Here is a 17,401-nt window from a genome sequence, read left to right as displayed (position 1 = left end):
AACCATGGCCAAGAACGGCAAGACCGGCAGCAAGTCCGTCACCGTGAAGCAGGCGACGCTCGACCTGTTGCGCTCGTTCGGCATCGACAGGGTGTTCGGCAACCCCGGTTCAACCGAGCTGCCGTTCCTCAGCGACTGGCCCGATGACATCGACTACGTGCTGGCGCTTCAGGAAGCCTCCGCGGTCGGCATGGCCGATGGCTACGCGCAGGCGACGCGCAATGCCGGATTCGTCAACCTGCATTCGGCGGCAGGCGTCGGCAACGCGCTCGGCAACATCTACACCGCGCACCGCAACCAGACGCCGCTCGTCATAACCGCAGGCCAGCAGGCTCGCTCGATCCTGCCGCTGCAGGCGTTCCTCTATGCCGAGCGCGCGTCGGAGTTTCCGCGCCCTTACGTCAAATACAGCGTCGAGCCGGCGCGGCCCGAGGACGTGCCGGCCGCGATCGCGCGGGCCTATTACACCGCGATGCAGCCGCCGTGCGGGCCAACCTTCGTGTCGATCCCGATCGACGACTGGGCGCACGCCACAACCCCGATCGAGGCGCGCAAGGTGAGCCGGGAGATCGGACCAGAGCCTGACGCGATGAGGGCGCTGGTCACAGCGCTCGGCTCCGCAAAGCACCCTGCCCTCGTCGTCGGCCCCGGCATCGACCGCGCCGGTGCGGTCGATCTGATGGTGCGTGTGGCCGAGAAGGCCAAGGCCAGCGTCTGGGTCAGCCCGTTCTCGGCGCGCTGTTCGTTCCCGGAGCGGCATCCGCAATTTGCGGGCTTCCTGCACGCTTCGCCGGCGCAGCTGTCCGACGCGCTGCGCGAGCACGACCTCGTCGTCGTGATCGGCGCGCCGGTGTTCACCTTCCATGTCGAGGGCCATGCCGCGATCTTCGACGGCGGTGCGACCATCTTCCAGATCACGGATGACGCGGATGCCGCCGCGGTGACACCGGTCGGCACCAGCATCATCGCCACGATGAAGCCGGCACTTTCGATGCTGCTCGACCTACTGCCGGAGAGCAAACGCGCGGCGCCAAAAGGCCGCACGCTGCCGCCGGCGCCGCAGGCTGCCGATCCGCTGCCGGTCGAATTCCTCTTGCACTCGCTGTCGTTGGCGATGCCGAAAGACGCATCACTCGTCGAGGAAGTGCCCTCGCACCGGCCGGCAATGCAAAAATTCCTGCCGATGCGCGGCCAGGACAGTTTCTACACCATGTCGAGCGGCGGGCTCGGCTATAGCCTGCCCGCTGCCGTCGGCATGGCGCTGGGCAAGCCGAAGCAGCGCACCGTCTGCCTGATCGGCGACGGCTCGGCGATGTATTCCATCCAGGCGCTGTGGACCGCCGTGCAACGAAAACTGCCGCTGACCGTCGTCGTCATCAACAATTCCGGCTACGGCGCGATGCGCTCGTTCAGCCAGGTGATGCAGGTGCGGGGCGTGCCAGGGCTGGAACTGCCGGGAATCGATTTCGTGCGGCTTGCCGAAGGCATGGGCTGCGATGCGGTGCGGGTGACGAAGGCTGCAGAGCTCGGCGAGGCGCTGAAGCGCGGCATGGCGTTCGAGGGCACGAGCCTTGTCGAGGTCGTCGTGGATTCCGCGGTGCCGGTGCTGTACGGGCAAAAGCACTGAGTTGTCATCCCGGCGAACGCCGGGACCCGTACCGCGTGATCTATCGATTCAGCGCAGGTATCAGTACCGTGGGACAGAACAACTATCTGTCTTCGCAAAATTACGTCCTGTGGTTATGGGTCCTGGCGTTCGCCGGGACGACATCGAGTTTGCCGTGCCACCGACCAACATACTACGACGCCAAAAATCCCCCGTCCGCCGCCAGAACGTGGCCGACCACATACGACGACGCATCCGACGACAGCCACACCACGGCTTCCGCGACTTCCTCCGGGCGGCCCATCCGCCGCAGCGGCAGGCCGGCGCCGACCGTTGCGACATCGCCGACGCCGGCGCGCAGCATCATGTCGGTGACGACGCGGCCGGGCGCGATCGCATTGATGCGGATGCCGCGCGGAGCGTTCTCCATCGCGGCCGAACGCGTCAGCGAGATCGCAGCGGCCTTGGAGGCCGAATAGAGCGAGAAGCCGGGATTGGGATTGCGCATGCCGCTGACCGAGGCGTTGACGACGATGCTGCCTCGGCCTTTCGCCAGCATCGCCGGCAATTGATGCCGCAAGCACAGGAACAGCGCGCGGACATTGGTGTCGAACACGCTGTCGTAGATATCGGTCCCCTGCTCTTCCAGCGGCGCGCGGCGCTCCTGGAACCCGGCATTGTTGAAGGCGACGTCGAGCCGGCCGCAGCGCTCGACGGCCGCGCGCACCAGCCGTGCGACGTCATCCTCCTGCGTGATATCGGTCTTGACCGGGACGGCCTCCACGCCGCGCTCGCGGCATGCTGAGGCGGTGGCGTCGATCTCGGCTTCGCGCCGGCCGGCGACGAAAATCGCTTCGGCTCCCTCGGCCGCCATCCTGAGCGCCGTGGCGCGGCCGATGCCGCTGCCGCCGCCCGTGACCAGGCAGACCTTGCCTGTCATCCGCATCCCGGTTGGCAACGTTCCGCTCATCGTCCACTCCAAAACGCTTGCGCGCGGCGTTGCGCGCATATAGTTGTATGATACAACTATATGCCGGGAGTCAAGGGATGGCCGAGCTTTCGCTGATCGACGACATCCGCACCGCCTCGCGCCTGATGGTGCGCGAGCTCGGTTTCATGGACGCGACGGTGGCGGCATCGGACTATCCGCCCTCGGCGGTCCACACCATCCTGGAGCTCGGCATCCGCGGCCCGATGACTTCGGGCGAACTCGGCGACTGCCTGCGCCTGGAGAAATCCAGCGTCAGCCGCCTGGTGCGCAAGCTGATCGATTGCGGCGAGCTGCGGGAGACCACAAATGAGCTTGATGCCCGCAGCAAGCTGCTATCGCTGACGGCGAAGGGCCGTCGCACGCTGGAGGCGCTGCACGCCTTCGGCCGTCAGCAGGTGCGCGGCGCACTGGCGGCGCTGACGCCAGCCGAGCAGCGCACCGTGCGCGAAGGCATGATGCTCTATGCGCGGGCGCTGCGGGCGAGCCGGATGGAGGATGAGGTCGTGGGCTAGCCACACTCTCCGTGCCATCGCCCGGCTTCCGGGCGATCTCGTACTCCGAGGCGTCAACGTTTCAATCGATAGGTCGCGGCGTACTGGATGGCCCCCTTGCCGCCTTCGCTAAAGCTTCGGCGCCCCTGGGCCTCAACGCCGGCGAAGCCTTGGCGTAGCCGGGTCGCGGAGCATGACAACGTCAGGTGTGGCGGTCACTTGCCGAATTCCTCTCGCATCTTGGCCTGGATCTTGGCCATGCCGCCGATCCAGCGGTCGTAGTTCTCGGTCTTCTTGCGCATGTAGCCGAGCACCTGAGGGTGCGGCAGGATCAGGAATGTCTCCTGCTCGAGCCCGGCGAGCACGTCTTTCGCCACTTGCTCGGGCGTGAGATCGCCGTCGCCGGATTGCGGGCCCTTGGGGATGGAGCGCAGCATGTTGGTGTCGACGCCCTGCGGGCAGAGGATCGAGACCTTGATGTTGTGGGCCTTGTGCGAGATCGCGAGATTCTCGGCAAAGCCGACCGCGGCATGCTTGGTCGTCGAGTAAGCCGGGCTGCCGACCTGCGACAAGAGGCCCGCGGCCGAGATGGTATTGAGGAAATAGCCGCCGCCGCGGGCCCTCATACGGGGGACGAGATGCCGCGCCGCATAGACATGCGCCATGACGTGGATCGCCCAGCTGCGCTGCCAGGGTTCATCCGAGGCGCCCCCGGCATTTTCCGACATCGGATCGAAGCCGCCGCCGATGCCGGCGTTGGAGCAGAACAGTTCGATCGGGCCGAACTGCCGCTCGGTCTCCTCGATGACGTGGGCGATGTCCTTTTCCTGCGCGACGTCGCATTTGAAGGCGGCGCCATCGACCATGGCCGCGACCGCCCTCGCATTGGCGGCGTCCATGTCTGCGACGACGACCTTGGCCGCGCCCGCATTGTGAAAGGCCTCGCACAGCGCCTTGCCGATGCCATTTGCGCCGCCCGTGACGACCACGACCTTGCCGGTCACCTGCATGCGACGTCTCCTCTTGTCTTGTACCGCTTTGTATCGCGCCGCTCATTCCGCGTCGCGGGTCCTCGTCAGCTCAACACGAGGTCGAGCACCGCGGTATAATGGCATGCCGCGCCGGCCAAGACAAAGCCGTGCCAGATCGCATTCTGGAAGCGCAGCCGGCGCCAGGCGTGGAAGATCACGCCAAAGCTGTAGAGCAGGCCGCCCGCAAAGATGAAGCCGAGCGCCAGCGCAGGGAGAGCCCTGACCACGGCGTCGTAGAGCATGATGCCGCTCCAGCCCATCGCGAGGTAGATGCCGACCGCGACTCGGTCGAACCGGCCGGGATAGCGCAGCTTCAGCACGATCCCTGATATCGCCGCGCACCAGACGCCGGCGAGCAGCACCAGCGCGAACGCGCTGTCCTTGAGCTCCAGGATGAATGGCGTGTAGGTCGCCGCGATCAGCAGGTAGATCGCGGAATGGTCGAACCGCCGCAGCAGCCACTTGGCCGGCGACACCGGCCAGAGATTATAGGTCGCCGACAGCACCAGCATCGAGAGCAGACCAGCGACATAGATCGACACGCCGACGATGTCGGTGACATCGGAATAGACCGCCGCCAGCACCACCAGGACGGTCGCGGCGATGATGCCGGAGAGCACGCCGATCGCATGGATGATGCCGTCGGCGATCAGCTCGGCGCGGTCGTAGTTCCAGCCGATCGCGTCGGCTGCAGCGTGGACAGAATCGGACGCGAACTGTTTCATTTGGAAGACGGTCATGGCAATCCGCAAAGCGTGGCAATGCCCTCTTGCATGGGTCTTTCGGGATCGGCGTATCGTTCAAACGGCTGATTTGCCGACAAAGGCGGTGGAAGTATGAAAGCTTGATTTTCCTCAGGCAATTGCCACTTTTGTGACTAATCCGTTCTGCGTATCCCTCGCCCGAGATCCCCTCACGTTCATATGGCATTCAGTTTCCAGGATATGGTCGAGGAGGCGCGGCTGTCGGCGCGGGCGCTGATCGACTATGGCGAGCACTTCTTCAATCCGACGGTGCGGCTTGGTGTCACCGGCCTGTCGCGCGCCGGTAAGACCGTATTCATCACCGCGCTGATCCATGGGCTGACGCGCGGCGGCCGGTTTCCGGTGTTCGAAGCCTATGACTCGGGTCGGATCGCGCGGGCGCATCTGGCGCCGCAGCCTGATGATGCCGTGCCGCGCTTTGCCTATGAGAACCATCTGCGCGCGCTGGTCGAGGAACGGCGCTGGCCGAACTCGACCGTGGACATCAGCGAGCTCAGGCTCGTTATCAACTACCAGCGCCCGACCGGCGCCGATCGCACGCTGACGCTCGACATCGTCGACTATCCCGGCGAATGGCTGCTGGACCTGCCGCTGCTCCAGAAGAGCTACGAGCAATGGTCCGCCGAAAGCCTGGCGCTGTCGCGCGAAGCGCCGCGCGCGCATCTCGCGACCGAATGGCACACCCATCTCGCAACGCTCAAGCCCCAAGCGCGCGAGGACGAGCAGGCGACGCTGACGGCCGCAAAGCTCTTCACCGATTATCTGCGCGCCTGCCGCGACGAGCGGTTTGCGATGAGCCTGTTGCCGCCCGGCCGCTTCCTGATGCCCGGCAATCTCGCAGGCTCACCCGCGCTGACCTTTGCGCCGCTCGATGCGCCCGCCGGCGGGCAGGCGCCTGAGGGATCGCTATGGGCGATGATGGTGCGGCGCTTCGAAGCCTACAAGGACGTCGTGGTGCGGCCGTTCTTCCGCGATCATTTCGCGCGGCTCGATCGCCAGATCGTGCTGGCCGACGCGCTCGCCGCCTTCAACTCCGGCCCCGAGGCGCTGCACGACCTCGAGGCCGCGCTCGCCGGCATTCTCGACTGCTTCAACATCGGCCGCAGCACCTTGCTCTCCAGCCTGTTCCGGCCGCGCATCGACCGCATCCTGTTCGCGGCGACCAAGGCTGATCATCTGCATCATTCCAGTCACGACCGGCTCGAGGCCGTGCTGCGCCGCGCGGTCACCCGTGCCGTTGCGCGGGCGGAAAACACCGGCGCGGCGATCGACGTGGTGGCGCTCGCCGCCGTGCGTGCCACGCGCGAGGCGCAGGTGGCGCGTGGCCGGGATAAACTGCCGTCGATCCTGGGAACGCCGGCCGCGGGCGAAAGTGCCGGCGGCGAGTTCTTCGACGGCAACACGGAGGTTGCGACCTTTCCGGGTGATCTGCCCGACGATCCCGAGCCGCTGTTCCGCGGCACCGATGCGTTCCGCGGGCTCGCGACAGAGGCCGCCGAGAGGAGCGATTTCCGTTTCCTGCGCTTCCGCCCGCCGAAGCTCGAACGCGCGGGCAACGACGAGCCCGTGTTGCCACACATCCGCCTCGACCGTGCCTTGCAGTTCCTGATCGGAGACAAGCTCGCATGAACGACCGATCCCAGCCGCGGCGGCCGGCGACGTTCCGGCTCGACGATCCCGGCGTCCTCGTCACCGAGGCCGATGAAGCGGGACGGATCGGTCGCGACACGATCCAGATCACGCCGGAACCAGATCTCATGGCGCTGCCGGTGCCGGTTGAAGCTGCGCTGCCGGCGCGGCGCGGCGTTCCCTGGGGCACGCTGTTCTGGTCCGGCCTCGCAGGGCTGACGTTGCTCGGCACCGGGCTTGGCGTGATCCGTCTGATCGAGGATCTGTTTGCGCGCAGCGAAAGCCTCGGCTTCATCGGCCTTGCCTTCGCCTTCGTCACTGCGCTGGCGCTCGCCGTAGTGATCGGGCGCGAGGCGTTCGGGCTGGCCCGCCTCGCGACCATCGAGAAGCTGCATCAGCGCGCCGCCGCGGTGCTGGCCAGCGACGACCGGAAAGAGAGCCGCGTCATCGTGCAGGACCTGCTCAAGATCGCGCACCAGAACCCGCAGCTGGCGCGCGCCCGCGCCACGCTGGAAAGCCATGCCGGCGAGATCATCGACGGCGCCGACATGATCCGCCTCGCGGAGCGCGAGTTGATGTCATCGCTGGATGCCGAGGCGCGGCGGCTGGTCTCGTCAGCGGCACAAAAGGTCTCGATCGTCACGGCGGTCTCGCCCCGCGCCGCGATCGACGTGCTGTTCGTGTTCGTCGCCGCGCTGCGCCTGATCCGCCAACTCGCCTATCTCTATGGCGGTCGTCCCGGCGCACTCGGCATGATCCGCCTGCTCCGCCACGTCATCGCCCATCTCGCCATCACCGGCGGCATGGCCGCGAGCGACAGCCTGGTGCAGCAGATGCTCGGCCACGGCATCGCGGCGAAGCTGTCGCAGCGACTGGGTGAAGGCGTGCTGAACGGGCTGCTGACGGCGCGGCTGGGATTGGCCGCGATCGACGTGACGCGGCCGCTGCCGTTCGCGGCCTTGCCGCCGCCGAAACTGTCGGATCTGGCAACGGATCTCTTGCGGAAGAAGGACGGGGAAGAGTAGTTTCTTCGCGGCACGTGCTGGCTGCACCCTCTCCCCTTGCAAGAGGAGAAGGAAGTTCGGAGCATGCCGCGCTAAAGCATGATCCGGAAAAGTGCGAAGCGGTTTTCCGGAAAGATCATGCGTAAACAACAAGCTAAAGCGCGATGACGATTCATCCAAATCTCATCGCGCTTTAGGCGCGCTCCCGCTTTTCGGTTTCTCCCGCCAGCACCTTCCACTGGAATAGCGGCGAGTCCTTCGGCGGCGAGAGCTCCGGGGTCCAGCCGGTCAGCTTCTCCAGCACATAAGTGTCCATCACGAGGCCGCGCCAACGGCGCTCGACCTCGCCAAGTTGCTCGCGTTTCGCCGGGATACGCTCCCACAGCGACGAACGATCGTCCGGTTCGCGCCCGACATAGATCCCCGCATGTCCCCTGATCTTGTCCATGCCGGGATCGCGGAAATCCTGGAAGCGGCCGCGCTCGTTGAGCTCGATCACGGGCACACGGCCCCGGAACAACCAGCGCATCATGGCATAGGTGCGATAGTCGGTGGTCGCGATCCAGGTGGCGCCGGTCTCGTCGAGTGCAGCCTGCGCGCGCGCGGCGACCTGCTCGTAGCCGGCCTCGGCGCCGATCGGATCAATCTTGCCGAGCAGATTCCAGGGCGCGACGACGTAATAGAGAAACACGAGAACGACGAAAGCGATGCCCGAGACGATCGCCGTGTTGACCCAGACCAGTGTCGATTTGAGCATTCGGGCCGACCAGCCCTCTTTCGTCATCGTGGCGAGGTTCACCGCGGCGGCCGCAAAGCCCACCGGCCACATGAACATCGGCCAGGTGTCGCCGACGCGAAGTGTCAGCGATTTCACGAGGAAATAGAGAAACGGCACCAGCACCGCGGTGGACAAGAGGATCGCGACCGGCTCGCGCATGCGATAGCCGCGCCGCGCCGTCAACACCAGGCCCGTCAGCACCACCGGCAGCATGACAAAGCCGACCAGGCCGAATTGCAGGCCGATGTAGTCGCCGATCGTGCGCAGCGAGATGCCGTAACTGGCGGTGGCGCGCACGCCCTGGAAACGGAACGAGGCCCAGTCGTGCTGTGCGTTCCAGATCAGCACCGGCGAGAACGCGGCGATCGCGACCAGCATGGCGAGGTAAGGGTAGGGACTGCGCAACCAACGCCAGCGCCAGTCCGGCACCAGCAGGAAGGCAGCCACTGCGGGTGCGAACATGATCGCGGTGAATTTCGACAGCACCGAGAGGCCCGCGAACAGGCCGGCCGCGAGCCACCAGCGGCCATCGCCGCTCTGCGCCAGCCGCACCAGCGACCAAACCATCGCCATTGCACACGGAATCATCGCAACATCGGGCGCGACCTTGGCCATCAACAGGCCGTAATAGAGCGCAGCCTCCGGCATCAGCACGGCGACCACAATCGCACGCGTATCATGCGTGAGGCGGCGGACGAGGTCGCCGAGCAGCAGCTGCATCACCAGCATCGCGACGATGCCGCCGAAGCGAACGCCGAGAGTGGTGTCGCCAAAGATCGCGGTTCCGAAACGGATCAGCCAGGCGATTCCCGGGGGATGATCGAGGAAGCTGAGCGCAGCCTCCTTTGACCAGGTCCAGTAATAGGCTTCATCGGTGCGCAGCTCGATCGCGCAGGCATAGACGATGCGGAGCACGGTCATCGCGGCGATGATCACTGCCGCCATGACTAGAGGTCGGCGCGCGCCGCCGCGGAGGGGCTTGATGATGTCAGAGGCTGTCGTCACGGCCGCGCTTTTCGCCAACCTGGGAGGGGGAGTCAATGCGGGGAGCCCATTCGCGCTGTCGTCCCGGACAAGCGCGCGGAGCGAGCGCTTATCCGGGCCCCATAACCACAGCGAGGAGTTTGGCGAAGGCTCGCGGTTGCCAGCTCGCGCGCAAGCCGATCCTGTGGTTATGGGTCCTGGGTCGGCACGCGCCTGGGGCCCTCTTGTCCGGGACGACGGTGGCGGCTTGCCGCGCATGTGATCGGGCGAGCTGTCCGCGGGGGGAATTAAACGCTACGCTGGCTGTTCTTCTCGATGAACTGATACAACCGAATCATGGCCACCGCTCCCGTCCATATGCCCGAACTCGTCCGCGCGACCAGCGCGCGGCAGGTGCGGCTCATCTGCGGCATCATCCTGTTCTGTTATGTGGTCAGCCATTTCCTCAACCATGCGCTCGGCAACATCTCGGTCGATGCCATGGAGATCGGGGTCTACTACCACACCCTGTTCTGGCAGTTCCTGCCGGTCGCGATCGTGTTCTACACGGCCGCGCTGACCCATATGGGGCTCGGGATTTACGCGCTGTATCAGCGCCGGCAGTTCCGCTGGCGGACGATCGAGCCGCTGCAGCTCGTGCTGGGACTGAGCATTCCGGCTCTCGTGATGGCGCATGTGATCGGCGTGCGCCTCGGCCAGACGCTGTACGGACACCAGAAGCTCTATCCGCAGGAGCTCTACCTGTTCTTCGTCGCGGCGCCGGGCCGGCTCTGGCAGATGACGATCCTGCTTCTCATCGCCTGGGTGCACGGCTGCATCGGCATCTATTTCTGGCTTCGCCTCAAGCCGTTCTTCACGCGCGCGGCGCCCTATCTGCTCGCGGCCGCCGTGCTGATCCCGACGTTGTCGTTGCTCGGCATCTACCAGGGCGGCCGTAGCGTCGAACTCGAGGCCGACGACGGCGAATGGCGCACGCACAACCTCGCACGTCGCCAGGTCGGCAGCGTCGCGGAGGCCGACACGCTCGACCGCATCACCGGCGGCCTCACCGTCGGATATTTCGGGTTGCTGGGACTGGCGCTGGCGGCGCGCGGCGTGCGCGCCTGGCGCGAACGGCGCGGTGGCACGATTGTCCTGTCCTACGGCAATGGCAAGACGGTGCGCGTGCCAAAGGGTCTCTCCGTGCTGGAGGCGAGTCTGCGCCACAACGTGCCACATGCCAGCGTCTGCGGCGGCCGCGCCCGTTGCTCGACCTGCCGCATCCGCATCATCGGCGACCATGGCGCCCTGCCCCAGCCATCGCAGCGCGAGGCCTTCGTGCTCGCTCGCGTCGGCACCGCCGATCCGTCGATCCGACTTGCGTGCCAGCTGCGTCCGGACTGCGACCTCTCTTTCTTCCAGCTCTTCACGCCCCACACGCATGCGGCGGATGGACAGGCCTCGACGCCGGCGCGCATCGGCCAGGAACGCTATCTCGTCAGCCTGTTCGTGGACATGCGCGGCTCGACGCAGCTCGCCGAGAAGCGGCTGCCGTTCGACACGGTCTTCATCGTCAACCGCTTCCTCGGCGCGGTCTCGCAGGCCGTGATAGAGAGCGGCGGGCAGCCGAACCAGTTCGTCGGCGACGGCATGCTGGCGCTTTTCGGGCTGTCGGCCGATCCGCCGACCGCCTGCCGGCAGGCGCTGAAGGCTGCCAGCAGCATCGCGATGCATATCGACGAGCTCAACGCGCTCTTGAGCCACGATCTGCGCCAGCCGATCCGCTTCGGCATCGGCATCCATGGCGGCGAGGTCATCATCGGCGACATCGGCTATCGCGATCACATCGTCTTCACCGCGCTCGGCGATGCCGTCAACGTCGCCGCCCGCCTGCAGGACATGACCAAGACGCTGGCCTGCGAGGCCATCGTCTCGGAGGAGGTCCGCCGCACCGCGGACCTTGCAGGGGACGCCCTGCCGCAGCAGGAGGTCGCAATCCGCGGCCGCGACGAGCCGATGGCCGTCCGCGTGATCGCTGATGTGAGGGAGCTGGGGGCGCTGGTCGATGGACGCGAGCGCGTTGCGGCGTGAGGCGCGAGCCAAGCGACAGGTGCGCTCTGTCCCCCGCTTGCGGGGGAAGGTTGGGGAGAGGGTCTCTCCGCGACGGGACAATCCGCTAGAGGAAAGAGCCCTCACCCGGCGCTTTGCGCCGACCTCTCCCGCAAGCAGAAGAGGGCGAGCGCACCGCCGCTACCGCCACGACTCGCCACTCTCTCCTCGCGCCGCGTAACACCGGCCTGCTGCAACGCAGCGGCATGGGCTTGCTGCGAAAGCACGAATTGACATCATCCAAATCGTTGCGACAGATGAGCACGGGTCTTACGGTGATGACCGCTGGTCCAACGAAAAGCTCCGGGAGGAGACCAGAATGTTCGATCGACGCGACCTGCTCAAAGGAGCGGGGCTTGCCGCGCTTGCGGCCACACTGAATTCCACCAAGGCGCTGGCACTCGACACCGTCACCCTGCCCTTCGCCAATGGCGAACGGCCGCTGGTGAAATATCCGCAGAAGCGGCCAATGATCGGCCTCACCAGCCGGCCGCCACAGCTCGAGACGCCGTTTGCGGTGTTCAATGACGGCCCGATCACGCCGAACAACGCGTTCTTCGTGCGCTATCACCTCTCCGACCTGCCCTACAATCTCGACCCCGACAAGTTCACGCTCGAGGTCAAGGGCAAGGTCGACAAGCCGCTGAAATTGTCGCTGAAAGACATCAGGAAGATGAAGGCGACGGAGATCGTCGCCGTCAACCAGTGCTCGGGCAACAGCCGCGGCTTCTTCGAGCCGCGCGTCGCCGGCGGCCAGCTCGCCAATGGCGCGATGGGCTGTGCGCGCTGGCGCGGCGTGCCGCTGAAGGCGGTGCTGGAGTTGGCGGGCGTTCAGACCGGCGCCAAGCAGGTGACGTTCAACGGCATGGACGGGCCGGTCAACGACAAGACGCCGGACTTCATCAAGGCCCTCGACATCGATCACGCCACCGACGGCGAGGTGATGCTGGCCTATGGCATGAACGGCGAGGACCTGCCGTTCCTCAACGGCTTCCCGCTGCGCCTGATCGTGCCCGGTTATTACGGCACCTACTGGGTCAAGCACCTCAACGAGATCACCGTCATCGACAACGTCTATGACGGCTTCTGGATGAAGTCGGCCTATCGCATCCCTGACACGCCCAACAACGCGGTCGAGCCGGGCACCGCGCCGAAGGCAACGATCCCGATCAACCGCTTCACCATCCGCTCCTTCATCACCAGCGTCCCCGATGGCGCCAAGCTGAAGGCGGGAGCGACCACCCTGCGCGGCATCGCCTTCGACGGCGGCAAGGGCATCAAGGAGGTCCAGGTCTCCACCGACGGCGGGCAGACTTGGGTGAGCGCAAAGCTCGGCAGGGACCTCGGCAAGTACGCCTTCCGCGAATGGAAGCTGCCGGTGAAGCTCGCGGCAGGCAGCCATGAGCTCAAGGTCCGCGCCACCGGCAATGGCGGCGAGACACAGCCGGATACGCCGCGCTGGAACCCGGCGGGTTATTTGCGCAATGTCGTCGAAACCGTCCGCGTGACGGTGGCCTGAAGGAGACTGATCATGCAGCGCACCGTTCTCCTCGCCATCGCGCTCACCCTCGCCGCGGCAGTGGGTTCAACGTTTGCCGCGCCGGTCAATTACAAGACCCCCGACGAGATCGCGGCGTTCAAGCCGGGGCCCAATCTCGAGGTCGTGCAGGGCAATTGCAGCGCCTGCCACTCGTCCGACTACATCGCCACGCAGCCGCCGATGAAGGACAAGAAGGGCTTCTGGCAGGCCGAGGTGACCAAGATGATCAAGGTCTATGGCGCACCGATCGACGATGCCGATGTCGGCAAGATCGTCGATTATCTGGCAGCGACGTATTGACGGTTGGTGAGACGCGTCTGGGCCATTTGACCGCGAAACGGGCAAAACCGGCAAAAACGCCGCGAAGTTGAGCGGAATTCGGCGAAATGCCGATGTGGTTTGAGCTACCAAGCCTGCCACATTCCGCGTATCCTGCTATGACCGAACCGGCTGGTTGGCGGGGACTGGCGGTTCGAGATCTCGGAGGAAGACCCGCGGAGAAGTCGTGATGGCTAAAGGTACGGTCAAGTGGTTCAACCCGACGAAGGGTTATGGATTTATCCAGCCTGCGTCGGGTGGCAAGGATGTGTTCGTGCATATCTCGGCGGTGCAGAAAGCCGGTCTGTCCACCCTCAACGAGGGACAGACGGTGGAATACGAAGAGATCGCAAACCGGGGCAAGACCTCCGCGGAGAACCTCAAAGTATAAGCCCGCGCAGCCTTTGCTGCCTCCCGGATCTGTCCGGGAGCGGGCCAAAAAATTTAAGAAGACGGCCGGTGCATTCGACGACAGGCGTTGCGATTGCACGAGGATAACTATTTTTCCTGCAAAGACCGCCTTTCCGACTACAGCAATGACAATCGCGACAGCACTGCGCTAACCCACCGGCAATGGTGCGTCGCGCTTGATCTCCTCCATCACCGCATAGGTCCGCGTCTCGCGCACGCCCGGCATCGACAGCAGGGTCTCGCCGAGAAAGCGTCGATAGGCGGTCATGTCCGCAAGCCGCGCCTTCACAAGATAGTCGAAGCCGCCGGCAACCATGTGACACTCCAGCACCTCGGGCGCGAGCTTCACCGCGCGCGCAAAGCGCTCGAAATTGTCGGGTGTGGTCTTGTCGAGCAGCACCTCGACGAACACGAGCAAGCCGAGGCCGAGCCGGTGCGGATTGAGCCGCGCGCCATAGCCCTCGACGAACCCCTCGCGCTGCAAGCGCTTCAGCCGCTCGCCGATCGAGGTCGGCGAGAGGCCAATGCGCTCGGCGAGCTCGACATTGGCGATGCGCCCGTCCTCTTGCAAAATCGAGAGGATTCTCCGGTCGATGCGATCAAGTTCCATATCTTACGAGGCTTAATGGTGAATGATCTTCATTTTCTAAGGCAAATCGGCTAAATTGTCTATCGAACTACGGTCATGCGGGCTTTATCCTGAATTTCAGCCACAGGACACGCCATGCCGAACATCCCGCCGCCCTTCACTGCTCCCTACGCCCCTGACGACGCCGACATTGCTGCGCGCCTGTTGCCATCGGCCCATCTGAGCCCTCCGCAGGATGCGCGGATCGACCGCGCCGCGACGCGGTTGATCGAGGCGATCCGCAAGCGCGACGACCGCCTCGGCGGGATCGAGGATATGCTGCGGGAGTTCGCGCTCTCGACCAAGGAGGGGCTCGCGCTGATGGTGCTGGCGGAAGCGCTGCTGCGCGTGCCCGATGCCCGGACCGCCGACCAGTTCATCGAGGACAAGCTCGGCGAGGGCGACTTCATCCACCACGAGACCAAGTCCACCGCGTTCCTGGTCAACGCCTCGGCCTGGGCGCTCGGCCTGTCGGCGCGGGTGATCCAGCCCGGCGAGACGCCCGACGGCACCATAGGCCGGCTGGTGAAGCGTCTGGGCGCACCGGCGGTGCGCACCGCCACGCGCCAGGCGATGCGGCTGATGGGCAATCATTTCGTGCTGGGCGAAACCATCGAGCAGGCGCTGGAGCGGGCCCGGCCGCGCTCGGGCCAGAAGCCGCGCTATTCCTTCGACATGCTTGGCGAAGGCGCGCGCACGGCGGCGGACGCCAGGCGCTATTTCGACGCCTATGCCAGTGCCATCGAGACGATCGGCAAAGCGGCTGGCAACCATCCCCTGCCCGACCGACCCGGGATCTCGGTAAAACTTTCGGCGCTGCATCCGCGCTTCGAGGCGATCAGCCGCGCGCGCGTAATGGCCGAACTGGTGCCGCAACTGCTGGACCTCGCGCAGCGCGCCAAAGCCCACGACCTCAACTTCACCGTCGACGCTGAGGAGGCCGACCGGCTGGAGCTGTCGCTCGACGTGATCGCAGCGACGCTCGCCGATGCCTCACTTGCCGGCTGGGACGGATTTGGCCTGGCGATCCAAGCCTATCAGAAGCGCGCCAGCGCGATGATCGACTATGTCGATGCGCTGGCGCGTGCGCATGACCGCAAGCTGATGGTCCGGCTGGTCAAGGGCGCCTATTGGGATACCGAGATCAAGCGCGCGCAGGAGCGCGGCCTCGACGGCTATCCCGTGTTCACGCGCAAGGCGATGACGGATCTCAACTACGTCGCCTGCGCCTCGAAACTCTTGAGCCTGCGGCCGCGCATCTTCCCGCAATTCGCCACCCACAATGCGCTGACGGTCGCGACCGTGCTGGAGCTTGCCGCTGACAGCGGCGGATTCGAATTCCAGCGCCTGCACGGCATGGGCGAAGCGCTCTACGAGCAGCTTGCCGAGGATCACCCAGACATCGCCTACCGCACCTATGCGCCCGTGGGCAGCCATCGCGACCTGCTCGCCTATCTGGTGCGACGGCTGCTGGAGAACGGCGCCAACTCCTCGTTCGTGGCGCAGGCCGCCGATTATCGCGTGCCGGTTTCGGCGCTGCTGCAGCGCCCGGCGGATGCCGTCGGCCGACCGCAACAGGCCGCTCATCCCAGGATTCCGTTGCCGGCAGATCTGTTCGCGCCGGAGCGGCGCAATTCGCGCGGCATCGAATTCGGTGAGCGTGCCGCGCTCGACCGGCTGCTGGCCGACGTCAAGGCGGAAGCAGCCGATCTCAAGTCCGTCACCAACGCGACGCCGGATCAGGCCAACGCGGCGGTAGCCGCTGCGCGCGCGGGCTTCGCCAGTTGGAGCCGGGCGCCGGCGGGCGCACGCGCGGCAGCGCTGGAGCAGGCCGCGCATCTGTTGGAGTGCCGGGGTGCCCGTTTCATCACGCTGTTGCAAAGCGAGGGCGGCAAGACGCTGGACGACGCGCTGTCGGAGCTGCGCGAGGCCGCGGACTTCTGCCGCTACTACGCCGCGCAGGGCCGCAAGCTGTTCGGGAACGATGCCGCCATGCCGGGCCCGACCGGCGAGAGCAACGCGCTTAGCCTGCGCGGCCGCGGCGTGTTCGTGGCGATCTCGCCGTGGAACTTTCCACTGGCGATCTTCCTCGGCCAGGTCACGGCGGCGCTGATGGCCGGCAACAGCGTGGTCGCAAAACCCGCCGAGCAGACCCCGCGCATCGCACATGAGGCCGTCGCGCTGCTGCACGAGGCCGGCATCCCCAGGAGCGCGCTGCATCTCGTCACCGGCGACGGCCGTATCGGGGCGGTGCTGACCGCACACCAGGACATCGCCGGCGTCGTCTTCACCGGTTCGACCGAGGTCGCCCGCAGCATCAATCGGACGCTCGCGGGCAAGGACGGGCCGATCGTGCCGCTGATCGCAGAGACCGGCGGCATCAACGCCATGATCGCGGACGCGACCGCACTGCCCGAGCAGGTCGCCGACGATGTCGTCACCTCCGCGTTCCGCTCCGCCGGCCAGCGCTGCTCGGCGCTGCGGCTCTTGTTCGTGCAGGAGGATGTCGCCGACCGCATGATCGAGATGATCGCGGGCGCCGCGCGCGAGCTCAAGATCGGCGATCCCTCTGACGTCGCGACGCATGTCGGGCCGGTGATCGACACGGAGGCAAAGCAGCGCCTCGATGCGCATATCGCGCGGATGAAGCGCGAGGCGCGGCTGCACTTTGCAGGCCAGGCGCCGGAGGGCTGCTTCGTCGCGCCGCACATCTTCGAGCTCAAGGAGGCCGGTCAGCTCACCGAGGAGGTCTTCGGGCCGATCCTGCATGTCGTGCGCTATCGCGCCGAGAACCTCGCGCGCGTGTTGCAGGCCATCGAGCGCACCGGCTACGGGCTCACCCTCGGCGTGCACTCCCGCATCGACGATACGGTCGAGGCCATCATCGACCGCGTCCACGTCGGCAACATCTACGTCAACCGCAACATGATCGGCGCCGTGGTCGGCGTGCAGCCGTTCGGCGGCAACGGACTGTCCGGAACCGGCCCCAAGGCCGGCGGCCCGCACTACCTCGCGCGCTTCGCCACCGAGCAGACGGTGACGATCAACACGGCTGCAGCGGGCGGCAATGCGGCACTGCTTGCGGGGGAGGAGTGAGGCCCTGCGCCCGGCGCCGTTGCATCCCGTCGAAACATCGGT

At 65.9% G+C, this 17,401-nt stretch carries 14 protein-coding genes; 9 read left to right on the top strand and 5 right to left on the bottom strand.

The window, feature by feature from the left end; genetic code table 11:
* Positions 1 to 4 precede the first annotated feature (4 nt).
* Positions 5 to 1,627 carry a benzoylformate decarboxylase gene (gene mdlC, locus BRAD3257_RS06380; protein ID WP_122401147.1) on the top strand — a complete coding sequence of 541 codons (1,623 nt, stop codon included), beginning with the start codon at positions 5 to 7 and terminating at the stop codon, positions 1,625 to 1,627.
* A 172-nt stretch (positions 1,628 to 1,799) separates the two neighbouring features.
* On the opposite strand, the gene BRAD3257_RS06375 is transcribed toward mdlC, so the two are convergent.
* On the bottom strand, positions 1,800 to 2,576 hold the full coding sequence (locus tag BRAD3257_RS06375) for an SDR family NAD(P)-dependent oxidoreductase (protein ID WP_122401146.1): 777 nt from the start codon (positions 2,574 to 2,576) through the stop codon (positions 1,800 to 1,802).
* A gap of 77 nt (positions 2,577 to 2,653) precedes the next feature.
* Here BRAD3257_RS06375 and BRAD3257_RS06370 point away from each other — a divergent pair, with 77 nt between their 5' ends.
* Positions 2,654 to 3,109 (top strand): MarR family winged helix-turn-helix transcriptional regulator, encoded by a 456-nt coding sequence (locus tag BRAD3257_RS06370; protein WP_122401145.1) that lies wholly within the window; start codon positions 2,654 to 2,656, stop codon positions 3,107 to 3,109.
* A gap of 194 nt (positions 3,110 to 3,303) precedes the next feature.
* Here the strand turns inward: BRAD3257_RS06370 and BRAD3257_RS06365 are convergent, their stop codons facing one another.
* Positions 3,304 to 4,098, bottom strand: a complete 795-nt coding sequence (locus BRAD3257_RS06365; RefSeq protein WP_122401144.1) for an SDR family oxidoreductase — start codon at positions 4,096 to 4,098, stop codon at positions 3,304 to 3,306.
* 65 nt (positions 4,099 to 4,163) lie between these two features.
* Complete coding sequence (gene trhA, locus BRAD3257_RS06360) at positions 4,164 to 4,859, bottom strand: PAQR family membrane homeostasis protein TrhA (RefSeq protein ID WP_122401143.1); 696 nt, start codon at positions 4,857 to 4,859, stop codon at positions 4,164 to 4,166.
* Positions 4,860 to 5,042: 183 nt separating this feature from the next.
* Here trhA and BRAD3257_RS06355 point away from each other — a divergent pair, with 183 nt between their 5' ends.
* Together BRAD3257_RS06355 and BRAD3257_RS06350 are read left to right on the top strand one after the other, a co-directional pair.
* The gene (locus BRAD3257_RS06355) at positions 5,043 to 6,512 is read left to right on the top strand and encodes a YcjX family GTP-binding protein (protein ID WP_122401142.1); all 1,470 of its coding nucleotides are present in this window, start codon (positions 5,043 to 5,045) and stop codon (positions 6,510 to 6,512) included.
* Positions 6,509 to 7,537, top strand: coding sequence for a YcjF family protein (locus BRAD3257_RS06350; protein WP_122401141.1), 1,029 nt, complete (start codon positions 6,509 to 6,511; stop codon positions 7,535 to 7,537). Before BRAD3257_RS06355 ends, BRAD3257_RS06350 begins: the two co-directional genes overlap by 4 nt.
* A gap of 172 nt (positions 7,538 to 7,709) precedes the next feature.
* Here the strand turns inward: BRAD3257_RS06350 and BRAD3257_RS06345 are convergent, their stop codons facing one another.
* The gene (locus BRAD3257_RS06345; RefSeq protein ID WP_162500137.1) at positions 7,710 to 9,239 is read right to left on the bottom strand and encodes a glycosyltransferase family 39 protein; all 1,530 of its coding nucleotides are present in this window, start codon (positions 9,237 to 9,239) and stop codon (positions 7,710 to 7,712) included.
* 375 nt (positions 9,240 to 9,614) lie between these two features.
* Between BRAD3257_RS06345 and BRAD3257_RS06340 the strand changes: the two genes are divergently transcribed.
* From BRAD3257_RS06340 to BRAD3257_RS06325, 4 genes are all read left to right on the top strand, one after another.
* Positions 9,615 to 11,348 (top strand): adenylate/guanylate cyclase domain-containing protein, encoded by a 1,734-nt coding sequence (locus BRAD3257_RS06340; RefSeq protein ID WP_122401139.1) that lies wholly within the window; start codon positions 9,615 to 9,617, stop codon positions 11,346 to 11,348.
* A gap of 337 nt (positions 11,349 to 11,685) precedes the next feature.
* Positions 11,686 to 12,885: a SorA family sulfite dehydrogenase catalytic subunit gene (gene sorA, locus BRAD3257_RS06335; RefSeq protein ID WP_122401138.1), complete on the top strand. Its 1,200-nt coding sequence runs from the start codon at positions 11,686 to 11,688 to the stop codon at positions 12,883 to 12,885.
* Positions 12,886 to 12,897: 12 nt separating this feature from the next.
* Positions 12,898 to 13,206: a SorB family sulfite dehydrogenase c-type cytochrome subunit gene (gene sorB, locus BRAD3257_RS06330; protein ID WP_162500136.1), complete on the top strand. Its 309-nt coding sequence runs from the start codon at positions 12,898 to 12,900 to the stop codon at positions 13,204 to 13,206.
* Between the two features lie 208 nt (positions 13,207 to 13,414).
* Positions 13,415 to 13,615 carry a cold-shock protein gene (locus BRAD3257_RS06325; protein ID WP_008563500.1) on the top strand — a complete coding sequence of 67 codons (201 nt, stop codon included), beginning with the start codon at positions 13,415 to 13,417 and terminating at the stop codon, positions 13,613 to 13,615.
* 168 nt (positions 13,616 to 13,783) lie between these two features.
* On the opposite strand, the gene BRAD3257_RS06320 is transcribed toward BRAD3257_RS06325, so the two are convergent.
* Positions 13,784 to 14,245, bottom strand: a complete 462-nt coding sequence (locus BRAD3257_RS06320) for an Lrp/AsnC ligand binding domain-containing protein (RefSeq protein WP_122401136.1) — start codon at positions 14,243 to 14,245, stop codon at positions 13,784 to 13,786.
* A 114-nt stretch (positions 14,246 to 14,359) separates the two neighbouring features.
* On the opposite strand from BRAD3257_RS06320, the gene putA reads away from it, so the two are divergent.
* Entirely contained in the window at positions 14,360 to 17,359 is a 3,000-nt protein-coding gene (gene putA / locus BRAD3257_RS06315) for a bifunctional proline dehydrogenase/L-glutamate gamma-semialdehyde dehydrogenase PutA (RefSeq protein ID WP_122401135.1), read from the top strand.
* Positions 17,360 to 17,401 lie beyond the last annotated feature (42 nt).

Source organism: Bradyrhizobium vignae (assembly GCF_900324035.1).
In the GTDB taxonomy this organism is placed as follows: Bacteria; Pseudomonadota; Alphaproteobacteria; order Rhizobiales; family Xanthobacteraceae; genus Bradyrhizobium; species Bradyrhizobium vignae.
This window is presented reverse-complemented; position numbering and strand designations above follow the sequence as displayed.